This is a genomic window from Caenimonas aquaedulcis (assembly GCF_015831345.1).
Classification (GTDB): Bacteria; Pseudomonadota; Gammaproteobacteria; order Burkholderiales; family Burkholderiaceae_C; genus Ramlibacter; species Ramlibacter aquaedulcis.
The window spans coordinates 3685450-3707128 of sequence record NZ_JADWYS010000001.1; the positions used below are offsets into that span (position 1 = coordinate 3685450).

The 21679-nt window shown below is 63.3% G+C and carries 25 protein-coding genes; 19 read left to right on the forward strand and 6 right to left on the reverse strand.

What is annotated here, in order from left to right; all coding sequences use genetic code 11:
* Positions 1 to 115: 115 nt before the first annotated feature.
* Together I5803_RS17675 and I5803_RS17680 are read right to left on the reverse strand one after the other, a co-directional pair.
* Positions 116 to 2350, reverse strand: coding sequence for a sensor histidine kinase, YfiR-like protein-associated (locus I5803_RS17675; protein WP_196987635.1), 2235 nt, complete (start codon positions 2348 to 2350; stop codon positions 116 to 118).
* Entirely contained in the window at positions 2347 to 2892 is a 546-nt protein-coding gene (locus tag I5803_RS17680) for a TOL_0243 family YfiR-like periplasmic protein (protein ID WP_196987636.1), read from the reverse strand. Before I5803_RS17680 ends, I5803_RS17675 begins: the two co-directional genes overlap by 4 nt.
* A 193-nt stretch (positions 2893 to 3085) precedes the next feature.
* Between I5803_RS17680 and I5803_RS17685 the strand changes: the two genes are divergently transcribed.
* Positions 3086 to 3781 carry a DUF6781 family protein gene (locus I5803_RS17685; protein ID WP_196987637.1) on the forward strand — a complete coding sequence of 232 codons (696 nt, stop codon included), beginning with the start codon at positions 3086 to 3088 and terminating at the stop codon, positions 3779 to 3781.
* A 37-nt stretch (positions 3782 to 3818) separates the two neighbouring features.
* Here the strand turns inward: I5803_RS17685 and I5803_RS17690 are convergent, their stop codons facing one another.
* From I5803_RS17690 to I5803_RS17700, 3 genes are all read right to left on the reverse strand, one after another.
* A complete protein-coding gene (locus I5803_RS17690; protein ID WP_196987638.1) occupies positions 3819 to 4889 on the reverse strand; it encodes an AI-2E family transporter in 1071 nt (356 codons plus the stop codon).
* A 13-nt stretch (positions 4890 to 4902) separates the two neighbouring features.
* Positions 4903 to 6147 (reverse strand): hypothetical protein, encoded by a 1245-nt coding sequence (locus I5803_RS17695; RefSeq protein ID WP_196987639.1) that lies wholly within the window; start codon positions 6145 to 6147, stop codon positions 4903 to 4905.
* 90 nt (positions 6148 to 6237) lie between these two features.
* The gene (locus I5803_RS17700) at positions 6238 to 6663 is read right to left on the reverse strand and encodes an acyl-CoA thioesterase (RefSeq protein WP_196987640.1); all 426 of its coding nucleotides are present in this window, start codon (positions 6661 to 6663) and stop codon (positions 6238 to 6240) included.
* Positions 6664 to 6702: 39 nt separating this feature from the next.
* On the opposite strand from I5803_RS17700, the gene I5803_RS17705 reads away from it, so the two are divergent.
* Complete coding sequence (locus tag I5803_RS17705) at positions 6703 to 8559, forward strand: ABCB family ABC transporter ATP-binding protein/permease (protein WP_196988607.1); 1857 nt, start codon at positions 6703 to 6705, stop codon at positions 8557 to 8559.
* A 100-nt stretch (positions 8560 to 8659) separates the two neighbouring features.
* Positions 8660 to 9028 (forward strand): hypothetical protein, encoded by a 369-nt coding sequence (locus I5803_RS17710; RefSeq protein WP_196987641.1) that lies wholly within the window; start codon positions 8660 to 8662, stop codon positions 9026 to 9028.
* Here I5803_RS17710 and I5803_RS17715 read toward each other — a convergent pair.
* Positions 8959 to 10071 (reverse strand): integron integrase, encoded by a 1113-nt coding sequence (locus I5803_RS17715; protein ID WP_196987642.1) that lies wholly within the window; start codon positions 10069 to 10071, stop codon positions 8959 to 8961. The genes I5803_RS17710 and I5803_RS17715 overlap by 70 nt on opposite strands.
* 698 nt (positions 10072 to 10769) lie before the next feature.
* Here I5803_RS17715 and I5803_RS17720 point away from each other — a divergent pair.
* The 16 genes from I5803_RS17720 to I5803_RS17795 all read left to right on the forward strand — a co-directional run bounded on the left by I5803_RS17720 (position 10770) and on the right by I5803_RS17795 (position 21593).
* The gene (locus I5803_RS17720; protein ID WP_196987643.1) at positions 10770 to 11213 is read left to right on the forward strand and encodes a hypothetical protein; all 444 of its coding nucleotides are present in this window, start codon (positions 10770 to 10772) and stop codon (positions 11211 to 11213) included.
* 70 nt (positions 11214 to 11283) lie between these two features.
* Positions 11284 to 11535 carry a hypothetical protein gene (locus tag I5803_RS17725; RefSeq protein WP_196987644.1) on the forward strand — a complete coding sequence of 84 codons (252 nt, stop codon included), beginning with the start codon at positions 11284 to 11286 and terminating at the stop codon, positions 11533 to 11535.
* 687 nt (positions 11536 to 12222) lie between these two features.
* Positions 12223 to 12540 (forward strand): hypothetical protein, encoded by a 318-nt coding sequence (locus tag I5803_RS17730; RefSeq protein WP_196987645.1) that lies wholly within the window; start codon positions 12223 to 12225, stop codon positions 12538 to 12540.
* A gap of 691 nt (positions 12541 to 13231) precedes the next feature.
* Positions 13232 to 13657: a hypothetical protein gene (locus tag I5803_RS17735; protein ID WP_196987646.1), complete on the forward strand. Its 426-nt coding sequence runs from the start codon at positions 13232 to 13234 to the stop codon at positions 13655 to 13657.
* 71 nt (positions 13658 to 13728) lie between these two features.
* The gene (locus tag I5803_RS17740) at positions 13729 to 14145 is read left to right on the forward strand and encodes a hypothetical protein (protein WP_196987647.1); all 417 of its coding nucleotides are present in this window, start codon (positions 13729 to 13731) and stop codon (positions 14143 to 14145) included.
* A gap of 665 nt (positions 14146 to 14810) precedes the next feature.
* Positions 14811 to 15164: a hypothetical protein gene (locus I5803_RS17745; protein WP_196987648.1), complete on the forward strand. Its 354-nt coding sequence runs from the start codon at positions 14811 to 14813 to the stop codon at positions 15162 to 15164.
* Between the two features lie 121 nt (positions 15165 to 15285).
* A complete protein-coding gene (locus tag I5803_RS17750) occupies positions 15286 to 16044 on the forward strand; it encodes an SDR family oxidoreductase (RefSeq protein WP_196987649.1) in 759 nt (252 codons plus the stop codon).
* A gap of 421 nt (positions 16045 to 16465) precedes the next feature.
* A complete protein-coding gene (locus I5803_RS17755) occupies positions 16466 to 16765 on the forward strand; it encodes a hypothetical protein (RefSeq protein ID WP_196987650.1) in 300 nt (99 codons plus the stop codon).
* 337 nt (positions 16766 to 17102) lie between these two features.
* On the forward strand, positions 17103 to 17417 hold the full coding sequence (locus I5803_RS17760; protein ID WP_196987651.1) for an addiction module antidote protein: 315 nt from the start codon (positions 17103 to 17105) through the stop codon (positions 17415 to 17417).
* 529 nt (positions 17418 to 17946) lie between these two features.
* Positions 17947 to 18402, forward strand: a complete 456-nt coding sequence (locus I5803_RS17765) for a GFA family protein (RefSeq protein WP_196987652.1) — start codon at positions 17947 to 17949, stop codon at positions 18400 to 18402.
* Positions 18403 to 18488: 86 nt separating this feature from the next.
* Positions 18489 to 18875, forward strand: a complete 387-nt coding sequence (locus I5803_RS17770; RefSeq protein ID WP_196987653.1) for a YciI family protein — start codon at positions 18489 to 18491, stop codon at positions 18873 to 18875.
* A gap of 18 nt (positions 18876 to 18893) precedes the next feature.
* Complete coding sequence (locus I5803_RS17775) at positions 18894 to 19298, forward strand: GFA family protein (RefSeq protein WP_196987654.1); 405 nt, start codon at positions 18894 to 18896, stop codon at positions 19296 to 19298.
* A gap of 56 nt (positions 19299 to 19354) precedes the next feature.
* Positions 19355 to 20008, forward strand: coding sequence for an HAD-IA family hydrolase (locus tag I5803_RS17780; RefSeq protein ID WP_196987655.1), 654 nt, complete (start codon positions 19355 to 19357; stop codon positions 20006 to 20008).
* Between the two features lie 16 nt (positions 20009 to 20024).
* Entirely contained in the window at positions 20025 to 20519 is a 495-nt protein-coding gene (locus tag I5803_RS17785; protein WP_196987656.1) for a TspO/MBR family protein, read from the forward strand.
* Between the two features lie 128 nt (positions 20520 to 20647).
* On the forward strand, positions 20648 to 20884 hold the full coding sequence (dfrB, locus tag I5803_RS17790; protein WP_196987657.1) for a trimethoprim-resistant dihydrofolate reductase DfrB: 237 nt from the start codon (positions 20648 to 20650) through the stop codon (positions 20882 to 20884).
* Between the two features lie 7 nt (positions 20885 to 20891).
* Entirely contained in the window at positions 20892 to 21593 is a 702-nt protein-coding gene (locus I5803_RS17795; protein WP_196987658.1) for a class I SAM-dependent methyltransferase, read from the forward strand.
* Positions 21594 to 21679: the final 86 nt, after the last annotated feature.

The following is a 21679-nucleotide window of genomic DNA, read 5'->3' on the forward strand; positions in this document are numbered from 1 at the left end:
CCTCTAAAAACGGGGTCGAATCCGGGATTGTCCGGCAAATGGGTTCCAGGCGCTCGCCGGCTACTTTTGGACGCAGAGGACGCAGAGGACGCAGAGGACGCAGAGGACGCGAAGGTTACGCGGAGGGCGCGGAGCTTAGCTTTGCCAGCAGCGGCTCAAGGGCTGCCAGGTCGATCGGTTTTGTCAGGTGTTCGTCGAAGCCGGCCTCGGCGGACCTGCGGCGGTCGTCGGCGCTACCCCAGCCGGTGACGGCGATCAGCACGGTGCGGGCGAAACGCGGGTCCGCGCGCAGCTGCCGGGCGACCTGGTAGCCGCTGATGCCGGGCAGGCCGATGTCCAGCAGCACGACGTCGGGACGGAAGGCCTCGGCCGCCGCCTGCACGTCCTCGCCGGTGAAGACGGTCTTCGTGCTGCGGCCCGTCATTTCCAGCACCGTGGCCAGCGTTTCCGCGGCGTCCTCGTTGTCGTCCACCACCAGCACCTTCATGCCGCCGGCGGGCGCGGCAGCCACCGGCTCCTGCGGCTCGGCCACCGGCGCGGCGCGCAGCAGGCAGGGGATGCGGATGGTGAAGCGGCTGCCCTGGCCGGGGCCGTCGCTGTGCGCCGTGACGGTGCCGCGGTGCAGCTCGACCAGGCTGCGCACCAGGTACAGGCCGATGCCCAATCCGCCCTGCGCGCGGTCGAGCGTGCGGCCCACCTGCGTGAAGAGGGAGAACACGGTTTCCAGCATCTCGGGCGGGATGCCGACGCCGTCGTCGCTCACCTCGATCACCGCGGCGCCGCCCTCCTGCCGCGCCTCGAGCTTCACGTGGCCGCGCGGCGGTGTGTACTTGGCGGCGTTGTTGAGGAGGTTGCCCACGGCCTGCGCGATACGTGTCGCATCGCCCATCAGCTCGATGTCCGGCGCCGGCAGCCGCACGGTCAGCTCGTGGCCGCGCGCCTCCATCGCGGGGCGGCTGATCTCCACCGCGCTTTCCAGCGCGCCGGAGAGGCGGATGCGGCCCGGCTCCAGCCGGATCTTGCCGCTGTTGATGCGCGAGATGTCCAGCAGGTCGTCGATGAGGCGGATCATGTGCGCGAGCTGCCGCTCCATGGTGTCGCGCGCGCGCTGCGACGCCGGGCCGTTGGCGGTGTCCTTCTTGAGGATTTCCAGGCCCGTGCGGATCGGGGCGAGCGGGTTGCGCAGCTCATGCGCGAGCGTGGCGATGAATTCGTCCTTCGCGCGGTTGGACTCCTGCAGCACCTGCTCGGCCATCTTGCGTTCGGTCACGTCGATCACCGAGCCCGCCATGCGGAAGGCCTTGCCCATCGCGTTGCGCTGCGCCATGCCGGTGACGAGGAACCAGCGCCATTCCCCCGATTTCAGCCGCAGCCTGCACTCGAACTGGTAGGGCGCGTCGTGCGCGATGTGGTCGCGCAGGGCGCTGCGGATGCGCGGCACGTCGTCCGCATGCATGATGTTCACGAGCGAGCTGGGCAGGTCGGGGAACTCCTGCGCGTCGTAGCCGAGCAGCGCCTTGAAACGCGGGGAATAGAACATGGTGTCGGCCACCATGTCCCAGTCCCAGAGGCCCGCGCTCGAGCCGCGCACCGCGAGCTGGTAGCGCTCGTCGCTCTGCTGCAGCGCCTCGTTCGCCTGCTGCAGCGTCTGCGCGCGCAGCGCGAGTTCGTCGAGCATCGCGTTGAACACGCCGGCCAGCTCGCCGATCTCGTCGTCGTCCTCGATCGGCGCGCGCGCGGCGAGGCTTTCCCCGTGGCGGATCTGCCGCGCGACTTCGCTGATGGCCAGCAGCGGGCCGGTCAATGCGGCCTGCAGGCGGTTGGAGAGCAGGAGCGCCGCGACCAGGCTGCCCGTGAGCACCATGGCCAGCACGCCGAGGTAGTCGAAGGCGCGGTCCAGCAGCTCGTGGCGGGCCTGCAGGTACATCATGCCCACGGGCTCCTTGCCCATGAGCACGGGCCGCCACACGCTGACCCATTGCGAATCGAAGCTCACGCCGGGCGTGCCGGCCACGGACGGCACGGCGACCCCCTCGGCGGCCGTGTCGACATAAGACGCGAAAAGCTTGCCCTTCGCGCCGTAGAGCGCGGCGGCGGCGAGGTTGGGCTTCAGGCGCAGCACGCGAAGGTTTTCCGCGGCGACGCGGGGGTCGTCGAAGGAGAGCGCGGGCCCGTTGACGAGGCCCATGATGTCGGCCTGGGTGACGAGGTCGTTCTCGATCGAGCGCAGCTCGCTGCGCAGGTCGAACAGCACGAGCGCGATGCCGGCGATGAGCAGCGCGGCGAGCGTGGTGGCCAGCAGGATGAAGTTGAGCTTCTGCCTGATCGAGCGCACGGCGGGCAGCTTCATCGCGCGCGGCCCTCCACCGATTGCGCGACGGCGAGCAGGCGCGCGCTCAGCTTGATGCCGCGTGTGTCCGCGGCGGTGAGCGAAGCCGCGAACCGCACGCGGCCGCCCTCGGTGATGAAGTTGATGACGCCGCCATGCTGCAGGCCGTCCGCCTGGGAGGTCACGACGAGCACGGGCCGGGTGACCGTGTCCAGCAGCTCCTGCAGCCGGCTTTCGCGGCGCGGCGCCACGTACAGCACATGGAGGCCGGCACCGGCCGCGCTGTCCGCGACCCGGCGAACGATGACGGGATGCCCCTCGACCTGGCGGCCGGCGGCCAGTCGTTCGAGGTCCGCGGCGATGGCTTCGTCGCCCGCGACGCCGATGACGATGGGCTGGTCCGGGCGCGCGAACACGCCCGCGGGCCATTCCACGAAAGCGCCGAACTTGAGGAGGAAGGCCGCCTTGACCGAGGACTCCGTGGGCGCCTGCGCCCATGCCTGCGGCGCGGGGAGACCCAGCGCAACCAGCACGAGAAGGAAATGGGCAAGCAGTTGGCGCATGGGGAGGACGGAGCGCCTGAGTATAGGAGCGGCATTCGCCGCGGTGGTGACATGACCGTGCGATCCGAGCCCGATTTCCCCGCGGCCCTCCACGACGGGCAGGGTAAGTGGGTCTCGACGGCGCCGGGGCTTACATCGTGTCCTGATTGCAACGTATAGTCTCAACTCCAATCACATGCCGCGAGGAGCTGCCATGGCCAAGTTCGGATTCGACCAGGATGCATTGATCCAACAATTCGCCGAAGCTTCGGCGCGGCAGGGCGAACAGCTGCGCACCGCCGTGCAGCAGGCGACGCTCAAGGCCCTGCAGGGCCGCGAGCTCACGCTGAAGAACATCAAGGGCGTGGTCGAGAAGGTGAGCGCTGCCGCGGCGCAGGGCGCCGGCCAGAACCCGCTGGGCCCGCAGCAGATGGCTCCATTGCTCGAAAAAGCCGTGGCCGGCATGGACGCCGCGCTGCTGCAGGCCGTCGAGGCGAATCGCCGCGCGCTCAACCAGTTGATGGAATACGGCGCCGGCCTGCGCGAGACGCAGGTGAAAAAGGCGATGGGCGACATCGAGAAGATGGAAGAGATGTTCTTCTCGACCGTGCGCAAGGCGGTGGGCGACACCTCCAACCCCTTGCAGGGGATGTGGCAGCAGGCGCTGGACAAGCTGCAGGTCAAGGGCAGCGGCACCGGCGCGCACGCGGCGGAAACCATCGGCGAACTTACCGACCACGCGCAGAACGCGTTGAAGCAGGGACGCGCCGCGGGAATGAAGGCGGCGCAGACGCTGCTCGATTCCTATGCGGCGCTCGCGAGCGGCGTGCTGATCGGGATGGCGCAGGGGATGGGCGGCGAGGCAAGCGCCGCGCCCGCGCCGGCCGCCGCGAAGAGCAAGCGCAAATAAGGCGAGGTCCGTCATTGCGGGCTCGACCCGCAATCCGTCAACCTTCCTTGCGCGTCTCCACGAAGATCTCCCAGGTCGCGAGGAAGATCGCCGCGATCACCGGGCCGATCACGAAGCCGTTCAATCCGAAGGCCGACAGGCCGCCCAGCGTCGCGACCAGCACCAGGTAGTCGGGCAGGCGCGTCTCCTTGCCTACGAGGATGGGGCGAAGGACGTTGTCCACGAGCCCGATCACGAGCACACCCCACAGCGCGAGCGCGACGCCCTGCCAAGTCGAGCCGACGGACAGCAGGTAGAGCGCGACGGGCCCCCACACCAGCGCCGCGCCGACCGCGGGGAGCAGCGACAGCAGCGCCATGAGCGCGCCCCAGAGCAGCGCGCCATTCACGCCCAGCACCCAGAATGCAAGGCCGCCTAACGTGCCCTGCACGAGGGCGACGACGACGTTGCCTTTCACGGTCGCGCGAACGACGGTCGCGAACTGCGCGAGCAGCCGGCGCGTGTGGCGCGGTTCCAGCGGCAGCGAATCCGCCGCGCGTTCCGCGAGCGCCCGACCGTCGCGCAGGAAGAAGAAGAGCACGTAGAGCATCACGAAGAAGCTCACGACGAAATCGAGCGTGCCCTGTCCGATGAGGAAGGCGCGCGAGGTGAGCGCCTGGCTGCTGGTGCCCAGCGCATCGACCAGCTTGCGCTGCAGCGCGGCAAGGTCGGCCAGTCCGAAGCGGTCGAGCAGGCCGCGCACCCAGGCGGGCATGACATCGATGAAGCGCTGGAAGTATTCCGCCAGCTGGATGTCGCCGGACTTGAAGCGGGCGTAGAACGCCGTGGCCTCGTGCGTGATGGAGGCCGAGAGCAGGGCGGTGGGCAGCAGGACGCTCACGATGATCACCACGAGCGTCCCGAAAGCCGCCCAGCCGCGCCGCCCGCGGCACACGAGGGCCGAACGTTCCTGCAGCGGCGAAAACACGATCGCCATGAACACGGCCCAGGATAGCGCGCCGCTGAGCGGCCAGAGGACCACCAGGAAGAGCAGGGTGACGCCCAGCAGGAGCCAGACGAGGGCCTTGCTCTGGAGGACGGGCGAATTGAGTGGGTCGGGTGTGGGCAAGCAGCGATTGTCGCTAATACGTACAGCCCGTGGTGTTGTACTTCGAATTCGTGGTGGTCACCGTCTGGACGCCGTTGTTGGTGTAGATGTCGATCTGGTAGCCGTAGGCGTCCGCCAGGGCAGCGATGCAACCGCCCGTGGTGCTGGCCACGAGCATCACCTGCACGTATTGGCCGGCAAAGCTGCCGTAGGCGGCCCCCGAGTACAGGCAGAAATTGGTCGTCGTGCTTTGCGTGTTGTAGCTGTACAGGCAGCGCGAGTTGGCCTCGAAGGCGAAGCTTTCGTTGTTCGCATCCAGCACCGTCACGCCGTTGTTGCTGTTGGTCCAGCTGATGTAGCCGCCACTGCCCCCACCGCCGCCACCGCCACCGCTGGTGCCGCTGGTGGCGTACAGCGTGTAGGAGCCCGTGTCGCCCGTGGTGTAGGAGCTCGCACGAAGGATGTAGTAGCCCGTGTAGGCGGCCGTCGTCGTGATGCGCGCGTTCAGGTTGCCCGCGCTGTCGTCGTCGTAGGTGACGAAGTTGCCATAGGGGTTGTACAGCTCCAGGTACGGGTCGTACAGCGTGTTGGCCATCATCGTGAAGGTATAGGTCGTGCCGGCGTAGAGATAGACCGTGTGGTCGACATACGCACCGCTCGTGTAGAAGGCGCCGTTAACCGAGCCGCCCACCGCGAGCGAGCCGCCGCTGCCCCCGCCACCGCCGCCGCAGCTGTACACATAGCAGGAGAAGTCGCTGAGCGTGCCCACGTAGTAGATCGTGTAGCCCGTCGCCCATCCATAGGCGTAGACGCCGCTGCCGAGCACGGCGAGGTAATTGCCGCTGGAGTAATAGCGGTAGTTGAACGTGCCGAAGCCGGGCATGTAGATGGCGTCGTCGAAGTAACTGCCGTAGAAGATGCCCGGGTAGCCCGAAGAGGAAGACGCCCAGTTGAAAAGGGCCGTCTTGTCGGGGGTGGTCAGCGGCTGCTGCGCCGCGAGTTTGGGCGCAGAGGACTTCCGGGCGCCCTGCTTCTGCGCGTTCTCATGGCGCGCCGCGGCCTGCGGCGGCGTCAAGCCGGGAAACCGTGCGATGCACTGCCCGCCTTCGAGGTGGCCGGTGGCCGCGGGACCTTCACATTGGGCCTTGTCGACGACCGCCATCGGGGCCGCCGCGAATTTCGCTCCGGCATCCGAAGCGGCTTGGTCGCCGCCCCCACCGCACGCGGCCAGCACGAGACCGGCCACGAGAATCCCCACCCCTTGCAGCTTGCGCATCATGACGTACTCCTTGTGTCATCGGTCCGCGCTGTGTTGGCGCGCCGGACGATTCTGGCAAGCCGTCACATACATTGCAAGGTGTATCAGCCCCTAGGTCGTTAGCATGCGTCCAGCAGGCGGAATGGGCCGCGGCTTACCGCTTTCGTCGATAGCTACGTAGGTGAGCGAAGCTTCCGTGACCTTCACGTACTGCCCCTGGGCGCGGAAGCGCTCTGCGTACACCTCGACCTGCACGGTGATCGACGTCGTACCGATGCGCGTGACCGATGCGAAGAAAGACAGGATGTCCCCCACGCGCACCGGCTGCTTGAAGATGAACTGGTTGACGGCCACCGTCGCCATCCGGCCGTCGACGTAGCGCGCCGGCACGACGGAGCCGGCCAGGTCCACCTGGGCCATGACCCAGCCGCCGAAGATGTCGCCGTTGGCATTGCAGTCGGCGGGCATGGGAATCACCTTGAGCACGAGCTCCTTGTCGGTGGGGAGGGCGGCCGAGGCGCTTGAGTTCGTGGACATGGGCACAATCTCTCGAAGTAACTCGACCGATTGTCCACCATGCGCCGCGCCGGCGAACTAGCCGCCCCCCCTCTTTCCGCTACGCCGGGAACGCCCGTGCGTACCCACACCGACTGGGCGACGCTCAAACGCCTTTTCCCGTATCTCTGGCAATACAAGCTGCGCGTGGTCGCCGCGCTCGTCTTCATGGTGGGCGCGAAGCTTGCGAACGTGGGCGTGCCGGTGCTGCTCAAGACCCTGGTCGACGCGATGTCCTTCAAGCCCGGCGACCCGGCGGCGGTGCTGGTGGTGCCGGTGGGCCTGCTCATCGCGTACGGGCTGCTGCGCCTGTCGACCTCGCTTTTCACCGAGCTGCGTGAATTCGTGTTCTCCAAGGCGACGCAGGGCGCGGCGCGCAGCATCGCGCTGCAGACCTTCGAGCACCTGCACGCGCTCAGCCTGCGCTTCCACCTGGAGCGGCAGACCGGCGGCATGACGCGCGACATCGAGCGCGGCGTGCGCGGCATCGAATCGCTGATCTCCTATTCGCTGTTCTCGATCGTGCCGACACTGATCGAAGTGATCCTCGTGCTCAGCATCCTGGGCGTGAAGTTCGACGCGTGGTTCGCGTGGATCACTCTCGTCGCGCTCGTGGTCTACATCACCTTCACGGTGAGCATCACCGAGTGGCGCACGAAATTCCGCAAGGAGGCGAACGAGTTCGATTCCGCCGCGCACCAGAAGGCGGTGGACTCGCTGATCAACTACGAGACGGTCAAGTACTTCAACAACGAGGGCTTCGAGGCGAAGCGCTACGACGAGAGCCTGCAGCGCCTGCGCCGCGCGCGGCTCAAGAGCCAGACGACGCTGTCGATGCTCAACACCGGCCAGCAGCTGATCATCGCGACGGGCCTGGTCGCGATGCTGTGGCGCGCGACGCAGGGCGTGGTGGACGGCCGCATGACGCTGGGCGACCTCGTGATGGTGAACGCCTTCATGATCCAGCTGTACATCCCGCTGAACTTCCTGGGGGTGCTGTACCGCGAGATCAAGCAAAGCCTCACGGACCTGGACAAGATGTTCGTGCTGATGGAGAAGGAGCGCGAAGTCGCGGACCGGCCCGGTGCTGAATCGCTCCCTCCCCCGCTGGGGGAGGGTGGGGGTGGGGGCATCGCGAACTGGAATGTCACTTTCGAGCACGTCAACTTCGCCTACGAGCCCGCCCGCCCCATCCTCCACGACGTCACCTTCGAGATCCCAGCCGGCAAGACGGTCGCCGTGGTCGGCCCGTCCGGTTCCGGCAAGAGCACGCTCGCGAGATTGCTCTATCGCTTCTACGACGTGCAGGACGGCCGCATCACGATCGCGGGCAAGGACATTCGCGAAGTCACGCAGGCGAGCGTGCGCCAGTCCATCGGCATCGTGCCGCAGGACACCGTGCTCTTCAACGACACGGTGGAATACAACATCGCCTACGGCCGCCCCGGCGCCACGCACGAGCAGGTGGAAGAGGCGGCGCGCGCCGCGCGCATCCACGACTTCATCGCGTCCACGCCGAAGGGCTACCAGACGATGGTCGGCGAGCGTGGGCTGAAGCTGTCCGGAGGCGAGAAGCAGCGCGTGGCGATCGCGCGGACGCTGCTGAAGAACCCGCCGATCATGATCTTCGACGAAGCGACGTCGGCGCTGGACTCCGCGAACGAGCGCGCGATCCAGGCGGAATTGAAAGGCGTGGCGCAGAACAAGACCACGCTGGTGATCGCGCACCGGCTGTCCACGGTCGTGGATGCGCATGAAATCCTGGTGCTGGATGCGGGGCGCATCGTGGAGCGGGGCACGCACGCGGCGCTGCTGGCGAAGGCGGGGCGGTATGCGCAGATGTGGAAGCTGCAGCAGCAGGCCAGCGGCAACGCCTAGGACAGGCCGGGCCGGCGCCGCTCGGCAGCTCATCCTTGAAATTTGACGAAGCGGTGACTAGCATCCGCTGCGCAGCGCCACAGCTGCAGCGGAGGTCGTCATGCCGTTCAAGTGCAACGAGCCGTATTACGCCCAGCAGGATGGGTCCACCATCGTCCAGGCCACGGGGATCGCGCTGGGAAATCCCCAGGCCGCGTACGACGCGGCGGGAGCCGCCGCCCTGGCCAAGGCCATCGCCGCCGGCCGCGCCTGGTTCAACGCGAAGAACTGCGCCCATGCGCAGCCGGACAAGCGATGTCCGCATGGCTGCACCGAGAAGCAGGGCGGCTACTCCCACACCGCCGAGGCGTTCGCGTTCAACATGAAGACGGTGATCGCGCTGCCGTTCGGGCTGAAGCTCTATGTGGCGGAGGCGAGCGCGAACTGGGGCGGGGTGGTGATTTGCCGGTGTGAGCGCGTCGACGCCTGATCGAGCGCGGTTGCCGCGATCCGGTAAGGAGCTTCGGGTTCCCTCGCCATGGGTGGCGGGGGAATGGAATCGAGCGGGCTGGAGGTGCCCCCGGCGGCCACCTTGAGGACGTGCGTGTAGATCATGGTGGTGCTCACATCGCTGTGCCCCAGCAGCTCCTGGACCGTGCGGATATCCGTGCCGGACTGGAGCAGGTGCGTGGCGAACGAGTGGCGCAGTGTGTGTGCGGAGACGTGGCGATGGATGCCCGCGGAGGCCACCGCTTTCTTTACTGCACGCTGCAGGCGCTCCTCATAAAGATGGTGACGCCTCTCGACGCCCGAGCGTGGATCGATCGCGAGGGTGGGCGAGGGAAACAGCCAGAACCAACCCCAGGTCTGCGAGACCTTGGGGTATTTGCGCTCCAGCGCGTGAGGCACTTCCACGCCGGGTTGTTCCGCCTGACGGTCTCGCTCCCATACGGCGCGCGCCTCGGTGAGTTGTGCGCGAAGCCTGTCCGCCAGCGAGCGGGGCAGCATGACGACGCGATCCTTGTTGCCCTTGGCCTGGCGCACGACGATGACGTTGCGGTCGAAGTCGACATCTTTCACGCGCAGGCGCAAACCTTCCATCAGGCGCATGCCGGTGCCATACAGCAGGTGGGCGACGAGGGCGATGGGACCTTCCATCCTGGCAAGCACCGCCGCCACTTCATCGCGCGTCAGGACAGTTGGGATGCGGCGCGTGCGCGCGGGGCGCTGCAGGTCCTGAAGCCACGGGAGATCGACGGTGAGCACTTCGCGGTAAAGGAACAGCAAAGCGCTGAGCGCCTGGTTGTGCGTCGACGAAGAAACGCGCCGCTGCGTGGCGAGCATCGTAAGGAAAGCCTGGACTTCCGCCGCGCCCATGTCGCGCGGATGCCGCAAGCCGTGCCAACGCACGTAGAAGCGCACCCAATACAGGTAGGCTTTTTCGGTTGCAAGGCTATAGTGCAGATAGCGAGCCCGCTCCCGGACTTGGTCCAAGAGGCGGGTCGAATGCAGAGGCGGCGCGCGGCTTGTCATGGCCAATTTATACTGTAACTATATACAGTAGTCAAGACGGGGCCGTTTCCGATAAGGCCAGGGGAGAGGTGATGAATCGACCGACGAGGTTTATTGGTGTTATCGCGCAGTGTTATCACGCACTGCTGCATTTCCCACGTTTGCGGCAGAACAGCTCTCGGATTTCGGGAAGTGTTATCCCGCAAGTTCGCGGCGCTTTGACGCAGCCACGCCAAATTTTGAAGCCGATGGCCGAGCTGATATCTGACGGTTGCGGGATATCAGGTTTGGGTGTGCGGCAGACATTACGTTATCCGGCACGAAGCTATGTCCCACACAGTTGAATGTCCCATCCACGGCACGCAACACGAGTCGTTCGTCTGCGAACACATCGTTGAATCACTTCGCAATGAGGTGTCGGTGGGGTTTCATTGGTCATCGGAGAGTTCAAGCGATCATCCTGACGCCTGGTGCACTTCGTGCGAACGGGCTCGAGTCGCTGCAGGCGGAGAATGGACTGATCAAGTTGAGGAACAATTGAATATTCAACTCTTGTGTGGGGCTTGCTATGAGCGCGCGAAAGACCTGTGGTCAAAGCAGCGAACGGGCGAGCCAAGACGTGCTGGATAACATGTCAATCCACACGGACGCACAAGTATGTCCGCTCCCTTCGGTCGCACCTGAGTCGTGCGCCGGTGATCTCCAACGTTAGGAAGCACGTGGCACGAACGACGCGCTATCGCTTCTCGACCGGGATGTTCTGGGTAAGTGTTGGGCTCTACGTGGCTTCTTTGGCCACTACTGCCTACGTCACGGTGGAAGGCGCAAGCTCGCAGGACCATTTTGGAGCGGAGGCCCTCGTGCTCGGTCCCATTGGTTTTTTTGCGGGCCACTTCTCATGGTTGGCAAACCCACTTTTGTGGGGCTCGTGGTTCACACGAACGCGCCAGGGTATTAGCCCGTCATTTCCTTTAGCGTTAATTGCGTTCATACCGGCGATTCTTTTCCTCGTAGGGGAGACGGTCCCAGTAGGCAGCGCGGGCAGCTACAAATACCACGTGTCGCTCGGCTATTATTTATGGCTCTCCAGCATGGCTGTTGCGGCAATTGCGGGGTTTGCATACCCTGCCACAAGTGAACCGTTCGCGCAAAATGCTTCCTAACTTGTCACTCGACGCGGACGTTGCGCGAACTGCTGCGCAGCGCCGGTCAGCTTTACGTTAGGCATCAGAAATGCAGACTCCCGCGCACATCACAGTGGAGCAGCTCACGGAGTGGGCCGACGCGGCGTTGCACATCAACCATCTCAACACACTTGTGCAGCGCGAAATCACAGCGAACAACCTTCCTCGCGCAGCCGACCTTTCCGAGCGTGCCCGCCGTCGCGCGTGGAAGATGCTGAACGAGTTGTTCAACGCCGGTGCAGTCAAGCCGGAGGGTTACACGGAACCGGGAGAACCTCCCGCCGGGAGTCCAGATGCCTAACAGGTTGTTCGACACGGACGCGCAAGCGCGTCCGCCGCTGCGCGGCTCCTATTGCATGCGCGCCGGTCAACTCCGACGTTAGACGGCACGATGCACTTCACCATTCGATATCGACTAACCGGCGTTGGCTGGTCCGAATGCGAGGTGAAAGCAGGGGACGCCTCATGCACCATCACTGCGTCTTACCTGTCCGACGCGCTAGGGAATCTTGTCAGAGCGGCAGTCGCATTGCTTTCGGGATTCAGCGCAGTTACGTTCAGCTTCGATGAAGAGCCCGGCGAATACAGGTGGGTCATTCGCAGCCTCCGTCTCAACGAGCTGGACATAGTCATTCTGACTTTTGGCAATCTTTGGAGTAGTCTGCCAGACGAGCAAGGCCGGGAAATCTTTCGGGTTCGCTGTGTGCCCGAAACGTTTGGTGCGGCAGTATTCGACGCAGCGCAACAGGTCCTAGAATCAGTCGGCGAGCCTGGCTACGCTGAGAAGTGGGCCGAACATCCATTCCCTATGCTCCATTTGGAAGAACTCCGCGGTCTATTGAAGGCTTTGGGCCATGCCGTCTAACTTGTCAGTCAACACGGACGCCCAAGTGCGTCCGCGCGCTTCGCGCGCACCGGGCCTTGGTCGCCGGTTACTTTTACGTTAGACCGCGTGCAAAACCGGTGTGCCCTCTCGATGCTGGTAGCCATGGCCGGAGCACTGGCTGGTTGCAGCGATTGCCAGAACCAAATCCTGGATTCGGCCTGGTCGCCAACTGGCGCATTGAAGGCTATGGTCTTTCACCGAGAGTGTGGGGCGACAGTGGGGTTCAACACTCAAATCGCAATTGTTCCGGCTGGCGCGAGTGCCGGCATCGTTGGCAATGTCGTCATCGTTGACGGCAAGTCCGCAGCTCGTGTCAAATGGCTCTCCGAGCGCACGTTGCTGGTTGAAAACCTTGGTAGCGGACGAGTTTTCAAGAAGGAGGGGGAAATTGAAGGAGTCGCCATTCGCTATGAGCCGTAGCAAGCGGTCTAACTGGTCCTTCGACACGGACGCACAAATGCGTTTGCTCCCTTCGGTCGCACCTGATTTGCGCGCCGGTCAACTCCAACGTTAGGGCGCGGGTTTTGACGTTGCGAGAAGAACTACGCGCGGGGCTTTCCGGCCTACTCGTGCCTGCGCTCATTTCGCGGGGATTCAGTGGCCCGGCCTCCATCTCCGGCAACGCGCTTCTGCACAAATACTCCCGTCGCAGCGCCGTAGGCACGCATCACGTCACGATCCAACTCGAGAAGTACGGCGAACCTCGCTTTCTCCTGCTTTTCTTTGTCGAACCGCCCGAGGGTATGGAGGCCATTACGGCAAATGGTGGAACCGTAGTCCAGGGTTCGCTTCAACCTCACGCCGGCTTCTCTTCGGGCTCATGGTTTCGCGCGGACGCTTCGTTGTGGCAGCGGCTGTTGGGCGCCACTCCGGGGGCAGCCGGAGCGGTTGGCGCTTGCTTAGCGCTGCTTCCCGAACTCGACGCGTGGTGGCAGACTCGAGGTGAGTCGAAGCACATTCGGAGTCTGGAAGTTCACTTCCCCGGGGAGGCTGCAATTGCGAAGTCGCGCTCATCGCCCTAACTGGGCAGTCGAGACGGACGCCCAAGGGCGCCCGCGCCTGTCGGCGCTCTGGTTCCTTGGGCGCCGCTCACCTCTACGTTAAACCTCACATGAATGCGGCACTCGACCTGCACGGAGCCTTGGCGGCATTGAAGGGCGTTCCACTTGCCCGCCTCATGTTTGGCCCGGAGTGGATACAGCTCGAATTTATAGGCGAGTACGCCGCGTTCATGCAAGTCAACACACGGGTTGAGCTGACAACTTCGGGTGTGAATAGAACTGCCAGTTTTGATCCCTCCGGAAAATTGATGCAAGTCGCTGTAGCAGAACTCGTCGCACTCAGGGGCGCAACTGTAGAGAGGGTTGAATTGAACCAAGAAGAACTCGATGTCTTCCTAGACGGTGGTAGGCGCCTGCGATTCAAACTTGAACCGACTGCCTTCGAGCCGGTCATATTTTCCGGCTCACACCACATGAGTCCTGGCCAGCTCGCTTGGCATTTCGTAGTCACGGGAGGCGTGCGCAGTGAGGCTTAACATGTCACTCAACACGGACGTTGCGCAAACTGCGGCGCAACGCCGGTTAGCTTCACGTTAAAGCTCATTCAATGCTCAATCCCAAGCAGTTGGCGGCTGAATCAATCCGGGCAACCGAACTCCTGCAAGGGAAGACTGTGGCGCGGGTCGTTCGACACCAGGCTGAAGTTTTCGTTGAGTTCAAGGACGGTGAGCGCCTCTTCGTTAATCGCACAAACGACGGCGTGGAGCTATCGATTACCGGTGACGCAAGCTCGGAGGCAGTGCTCACGTCGAGAGAGGCCTATCTCGCCATGTTCGCGTTTCTCGAAGCGCACTACCAGCGCACTAAGTCCGACGACATCGGTGCTCTCCTCGGAGATCTCACCCTGCTCCCGGGCGGCACATCGGCTGACCCAGCCGCGATTGTGGATTGGCAACATGCCTTAAGCCGTGCGCGCGGCGAGGTTGTGGACGCGGGGTTCGATCTGGGCGGGCCAACGAAATGAGCTTTAACATGCCCGTCAACACGGACGCCCATGTGCGTCCGCTCCCTTCGGTCGCACCGGTCCACGGGCGCCGGTTACGTCTACGTTAAAGCTCATGAAGCTCTACTGCCCGATCTGCTCAAGCGAGGTGCCGGCGGACGCAACGAAATGCACGAGTTGTCCCACAATCTTTGCCAAGGGCATCAAGCCAACGCCCTCTCCGACATCGAATGCCGTCGGTTGTTCTATCGTCCTGGTCATCGTGGGCTTAATTGCTGTTCTCGCCATCTGCTTGATGCTTTATTCAGAGTTTGTCCGCTATCGATAGCCGATTTCGCGTTACTCGAAGGTCTACCACATTGCTCCCGTACACTCTTTGGACGGCTTCATCGATGTGGCAAACTCCTGGCAGCAATGACGGTGGGTGTTGCAGTCGCTGCCGATGAAGGGAACGCGGGTGTTTGCAATGCACGTCCCACGAAGCGGCGCTCAAACGAATCGTTTAGGTTGCGATTGACTGGTTGGCCCGAATCGCACATCTCGAAGCAATGAGCTTTAACTTTTCAATCGACACGGACGCCCAAGTGCTTCAGCGCGCTTCGCGCGCACCAGGCCTTGGTCGCCGGTCATCTTTACGTTAGACCGCAGTGAACGATGTTGAGACTTTCGGACGTCAGCCAGTGCTCGTGGGCACGCAGCTCACGTCTCTGATTGTCGAGGGTTTCGTGCACGATAGCGAACCTGTGACGCTGGCAAACGTCATCTACCTTCTCAGCGAAAGGCAGTGGCATCGTTTCGCCATCGACCACGGCACCATTCACTGGCGCGATCTCAGCTCCCATCCTGTTTCGCCGAATTCGGTTGGCAATGCCGCATATCCTTGGCGGAGCATGGACCGGGAGCTTGAGCTGCCAACAGCCATCAGTGGCTTTAGTGTCTCTGGTCAGTGGCCGAATGTCCGCGTAGAGTTCAAGCTAGAAAACGGCCACGTGTTCGTAGTGTTCAGTTCCGGGGAGGCCGCTTCGTACCATGCTGTCTAACTTGCCCGTCAACACGGACGCTCGCGAGCGTCCGCTCCCTTCGGTCGCACCTGTCCGTGTGCGCCGGCTACGTCTACGTTAGACGGCGCGCACACAGCACGTCATACTTTCGAGCATCCATATGGAACATTGCACGGATCTTCCTTTACGCGGAAAAGTAGCTGTCGTCACAGGCGCTGCGCGCGGCATCGGCCGCGCCATCGCCCAGACCTTGGGGCGGCAAGGTGCTTCAGTGTTGGTGAATTACTCATCCAATTCTGGAGCGGCTGAAGAGGTGGTCAACGCCATTCGAGCGCACGGCTCCCGGGCAGAAGCGGCGAGGCTGCACCTGGATGGACCACGATCTGCAGCTGAGCTGTTTGCGGCTGCGCAGGCTGCTTTCGGCCGAGTGGACATCCTTGTTCTCAACGCTGCGTCGGCGAGATTTGGACCGGTGACCAGCGTGACAGAAGCGGACTTCGATGCCATGTACGCGGTGAACGTGAAAGCGGCGTTCTTTTGTTTTCAGGAAGCCGCGAAGCACCTGGCCAATGGCGGCCGAATCGTCAGCATCTCGGCGGCGCTGACCTCGGTCGGTTACGACAACACGATGATGTATGCGGGAACGAAGGGTGCGCTCGAGCAGTTCACTTTGGCTGCTGCCAAAGAACTCGGAAAGCGAGGCATCGTCTGCAATTCCGTTTCACCCGGCGCCACGCACACGGATCTCTACCACGGTCTGGCTCCGGAGGCGGCGCGGGAGGCCGCCAAGCAGCGCTCACCGTTCAAGCGGCTCGCCGAGCCTCAAGACATCGCTGATCTTGTCGCCTTCCTGGCGAGCGACGCCGCCCGGTGGGTCTCAGGACAGAACATTCGGGCGAATGGAGCCGCATTGTGGTGACGGCGCCAGGACGACGCCTAACTGTTCCGTCGAGACGGACGCCTAACGGCGCCGCTCAAGTCCGACGTTATTCCTTACAAGGAAGAGTGTGAATATCGGCGGCTCTGAATACCGAATTACGCGGGGGAGTGACATCGTTCGCGACGGTATGTTCCTGGAAGCTGACCTTCTTGGAGGCGAGAAGCGGCGCACTCTTGCGGAGGTCTTTTATTCGGACAAGACGGGGGAGTTCTTCGTTTCGTGCTTTGAGGAAAATGTGCCGGTGGAGCTTGTTGAATATCTAATCGCGGAAGGTCGTCAATGCTTGCCTCCGACCCCCCGGCCGTGATGGATAACATGTCATTCGACACGGGCCCACAACAGCAGGAAGCGGCTTCGCCGCAAGTTGTTGTCCTCCGGTCAGCTTCACGTTAGACAGCACATGTCCATCACTGCTCTGCCATCACCTGTCGCTCGGGAGATCGGTACCTTGGTGCAGGCGCTTGCGGCTCGCGGGCTGGTTCCGGTTCACTGCGAGCAGTCCGAGTCGTTTGGCAACTTCGAGGTCGGCTTCGTCCGCGGTCCCCTTTCCTTCTCGGTGGTCCGTGATCGCGGCCAATTTCATGTGGATCGCGTCGAACGCGAGGTTCTCGAACCTGTGGGTCTGTGGCGTAGCTTCAGCGGCGTACGGTCGCTGGAGCTGCCGTTGCTGGCTTGGGTTGAGTCGCATGCTGCTGTCTAACCCGTCATTCGAGCGGACGTCCCAAGCACCCTTCGCGTGGTTGCGTCCTCCGCTCAACTCCGACGTTAGACCGCAGAGTCATAGCGTTCAGCTTGCATAGTCCGTATCCCAAAGGCCACAATCGTGGCCATGCGCGTGGAGATGACGGAGGTCTACCAAGACTGGATCAATTCGCTCAAAGACCGCTTAGGCCGTGCTCGTGTCCAAGTGCGGGTGGACCGGTTGGTCCACGGCAATCCGGGTCAGTTTCGGACGTCTACCGATGGTGTGTACGAGTTGAAGAGCAGAAGGACATCCAAATGGCAACTGCCCTGGCGAAGGGGCTGAAGGAGTAGTAATGGCAAGAGTCGCTTTAAAGGCCAAGGAGACGAAGACGATCTCCTTCGATATTTCCGCGCAGCTACGCACGCCTGAGGAGATGGCCGCGTATCTGGATGCGTGGCTCGTGGAGTCGCCGGATGACGCGGTGGGTATCGCGCGGGCTCTTGGCGACATTGCGCGAGCCAAGGGAATGACCCAGGTCGCGCGCGACGCAGGCTTGAGCCGCGAAAGTTTATACAAAGCGTTAGGTGAGAACGGCAATCCAAGTTTCGCAACCATCCTCAAGGTCGTGCGCGCTCTCGGTGTGAAGTTTCATGCGGCGCCCGCGTGAGTTGCTGTCGAACAGGTCGTTCCATCGGACGGCTTTCGGTCGCCGCTGAACTCCAACGTTATCGTGACACCGGAATGTGAGATGAGTCTCGGTCTTGCACTTCTTACTTGCATCCTCGCGTTCCTGCAACTGATCAGCATGTTGTATGGGGCGGCATCGTGTTGGGGCGGCTGCAGCACGGGTAGTTTGCTGCCGTTCTTCAGCCTTGGTGCCCTCGCATTCATTTCGCTCTGGGCTGCATATGGCGCGATCGTCCAGATGAGGAACGAAGATGGCGTTGGCAGAGCAATTTCCACACTCCTTCTGATTCCTGGGGGGCTCGTCTCATTCGCGGGAGCAGCCACCTTCGCACTTTCATCGCTGTCGATGATCGCTCAAGGGTTGGAATATGTGCTCCGATAACATGCCAATCGACGCGGACCCACACCGGCAGAAGGCGGCTTCGCCACAAGTGTTGGTGGGAGGTGCAGGGTGCCGCCTAACAGGTCAATCTTGAAGCGGTGAAGGTTTCACGTCTATGGAGCTCGATATGTCAACCATCGCCGGGGGATGTCGTTGCGGTGCCGTTCGCTACACGCTTGCTTTGGACGCCTTGCCAACGACGTATGCCTGTCATTGCCTCGACTGCCAGACGTGGACCGGGAGCGCCTTCAGCCAGCAGACCTTTCTGCCTGAAGATTCGCTTGCTGTCACCGGGCCCGTGAGCGTGTACGAACTCACAACCCCGAGCGGCAGGGTTTCCCGGCAACGTGTGTGCGGTATCTGCCACACCCGCATCTTCAACACCAACAGCGCTCGCCCGGGAGTCGTCGTGGTTCGTGCCGGCACACTGGACCGAAGCGATCATCTGGAGGTCGTGGCCCACATCTGGGTCAAGCGCAAGCAACCCTGGCTCGATTTGCCCCGGGACGTACCCGCGTGGCCGGAGGGAGCGCCGGTCGAGCAACTGTCGCAGGCCTTGGCACGCGGTCGCACGGATGCGTAGCCCTTCGCTCGAATGGGCCTGCGGCGGCGACCGCTCATGTCCGGAGTGCCTCACCCATCCCGTCCGCATCAATTTGGAAGATTCACATGTCAGATAACCCAGAAAGCGAATACCTGCTTCTTTCGCGGGGCCAGTGGGACCCGGACAAGTCTCCCGAGGAAATTCAGGAGGCGATCGACCGCTTCTACGTTTGGCACGAGCAGCTCGTTGCCGCCGGCAAGTTCAAGCCTGGGCAAAGACTGGCTACCGGAGGCAAAGTCGTTTCGCGATCAGGTGTCACCGACGGTCCATTCGCCGAGGCAAAGGAGGTCATTGGTGGCTACTGGTTCATCGTTGCCTCGAGCCTGGAGGAGGCCGCATCCATCGCGGCCAGGAATCCGTGCCTGGCGTATGGCTTGGCCTATGAGATCCGCCCCATCGAGGCTCTTCGCGCCAGCGCCTATCGGCAAGGCAATGAAACGCCAACGAAGTGAAGCAGGAGGTGTGTCGTGATGATCAAGCAGGTCGGAAACACGTTGATCGAGGCGAAGCATCGAGCGAGCTGCCACTGTGGCGCGGTCATTCTGGAACTGGACTTGCCAGATGGCATCGTCGATCCAGGCCGATGCAACTGCTCGATCTGCAGGCGAAAGGGGGCGGTGGTCGCCGCCGTCCCCCTGGCTGCCCTGAGAGTCGTGAAGGGCGCGGAAGCATTGAGGCTGTATCAGTTTGGTTCCATGACAGCCAAACACTATTTTTGCTCTGTCTGCGGCATCTATACACACCACCAGCGGCGATCGAATCCACAGGAATACGGCTACAACGTGGGGTGTCTCGAGGGCGTGGACCCGTACCAAATTCCGAACATTCGCGTCAGCGATGGCGTGCATCATCCGTTGGACCGCAGTGCTTCGTAGCACGTTCAAAAGCCATCGCAGTGAAGCTCCTCAGGCGTTTGGCGAAAGAAGCGTTCATGCCCCTCAAGGATTCCACCAAGCGAATTCGAGCCGTCTTCTTCGACTACGACGGCGTGCTCACCACCGACAAGACGGGTTCGCTCACCACCTGCCGGTACCTGAGTGAGCGCACGGGCATCGATGTGGCCACCCTCTCGGATGCGCTTCGCCCCTACAACGAGGATCTCACGCTCGGCCGGGTGTCGCATGCGGACGTGTGGCCTGACGTGTGCAAGGCGCTCGGCCAGTCGATTTCCATGGACTTGCTTGCGCCGGCATTCGGGAGCACTCCCGTCGACGAGCCGATGTTCAGCCTCGCGAGAGCGCTGAAGCAGTTCTGCCGGGTCGGCATCATCACCGACAACAAGAAGGACCGGATCGACTACCTGCGCCAGGCCCAGCAGCTGGACAGCCTGTTCGACCCGATCGTGGTGTCTGCCGAATTCGGCGCCACGAAGCAGGGCCCCGTCCTGTTCGAGGCCGCGCTGGCGCGTGCCGGGGTCGAAGCGGGAGAAGCCGTTTTCATCGACAACAGCCCGGCCAACCTGATCGCCCCCCGCGCGCTCGGGTTCCATACGTTCCACTTCGACGACGCCACCCGCGACGTTGCCGCGCTACGCTTCTATCTCCAGGAACACCATGGCCTCCCCGCCGGGCCGCGGTCCGCATAACATGGCGCGTCGAACCATGCCGCAACGATCCAACCTCCACCAAGCGCTGGGCCTCATCGGCTGGCTCGCGATTGTCTTTGTCGCGGCCGCCGCGGGCGCGATCGCTTCGGTCGACGCCGCGTCCTTCTATCGCCGGTTGGCCCTTCCCGATTGGGCGCCCCCTGCGTCGGCCTTCGGCCCTGTCTGGTCCGCTCTCTACACGCTGATGGGGGTTGCCATGTGGCTGGTGTGGCGCGAGAGGAGCGCTGGGCATCTGCGCCTGGCGCTGGGCCTGTTCATCACCCAGCTTTGTGCCAATGCGCTCTGGTCCTGGTTGTTCTTCGCATGGCGCAACGGGGCGGCTGCTTTCATGGAGGTGCTGATTCTCCTTGCGCTGATCGTCGCGACGCTGATCGTCTTCTGGCGCATCAACCGACTCGCCGGCGTCCTCATGGTCCCGTATCTGGCGTGGGTTTCGCTGGCGACCGCGCTCACCTGGTCCGTATGGCAACGCAACCCCGCTGCCTTGTAACCCGCGGCGATGCGGTGGGTCGTCTACGCCGCGGGCGTCGTCGCGATCTGGAATGCGCCGTGAAGTCGGCCTGCGGCACCGGTAGACTCAGCTGATGCGATGTCGCAGGACCAGGAGCGAGAAGCAATATGGGACCCATCGATCAAGCGCCCGGCTCTCCACACGAGCGCCAACGTCCGCAGCGGGAATTCAAGACGTTCGGACTGGGAGATCACGTGCGGAAAAAGTCCGGGGCTGCGTGGCAGGGCCGCGTTGTCGGCTGGTACAGCACGACGCTCACCCCCGAAGGCTATGCCGTGGAGTCCGAGGCGCATCCGGGCTCCGTACAAATCTACCCCGTCGGCGCGCTCGAGCGCGTGGCGTGAAGTGCGGATGAAAGTCGACCAGCACCCGTGGGCGGGCCGGAGCACGGCGGAACTCGACGCCTTGTTCACCGGGAGGCAAAACGAGTGGTGGGACGAGTTCTACGCGAACCGCACCCGGCCCGTGCCCTTCTTCGGGCCCCAGCCCGACGAAAACCTGGCGGCCTGGGTTCGCGACGGAACGCTCGCGCCGGGCAAGGCCCTCGACCTGGGTTCGGGCAATGGGCGTAACGCCATCTTCCTCGCAAAATCCGGTTTCGACGTGGAGGGCATCGACTACTCCGCCAACGCGGTCGAATGGGCGAAGCAACGGGCCAGGGAAGCTGGTGCCAACGTCCGCTTCACCCAGGCGTCCGTGTTCGACGTTTCGATTCCGCCCGCATCCTATGACCTGGTCTACGACTCCGGCTGCTTTCATCACATGCCGCCCCACCGGCGCGCCGACTACATTGCACTGGTGGCCGGCGCGCTGAAGCCCGGCGGCTGGCTGGGCATGACCTGCTTCCGGCCCGAAGGCGGTAGCGGGCTGTCCGACGAAGAGGTCTACGAGCGCGAGACACTCGGCGGGGGCCTGGGCTACACCGAGGCCCGGCTGCGCGAGTTGTGGTCCGGTGCGTTCACGATCGTGGGCGTGCGCCAGATGCAGGAAGCTCCGCAGGGCGGCGGTGTTTTCGGGAAATCATTTCTTTGGACCATGCTCGCGCGAAAATAATCCCATGACCATCGAAACCGATCCCATCGTGGTCACGCGGCATTGATCTCGCCTCGCGCGGCTTTCACGGCCGCGCGGTAATATTC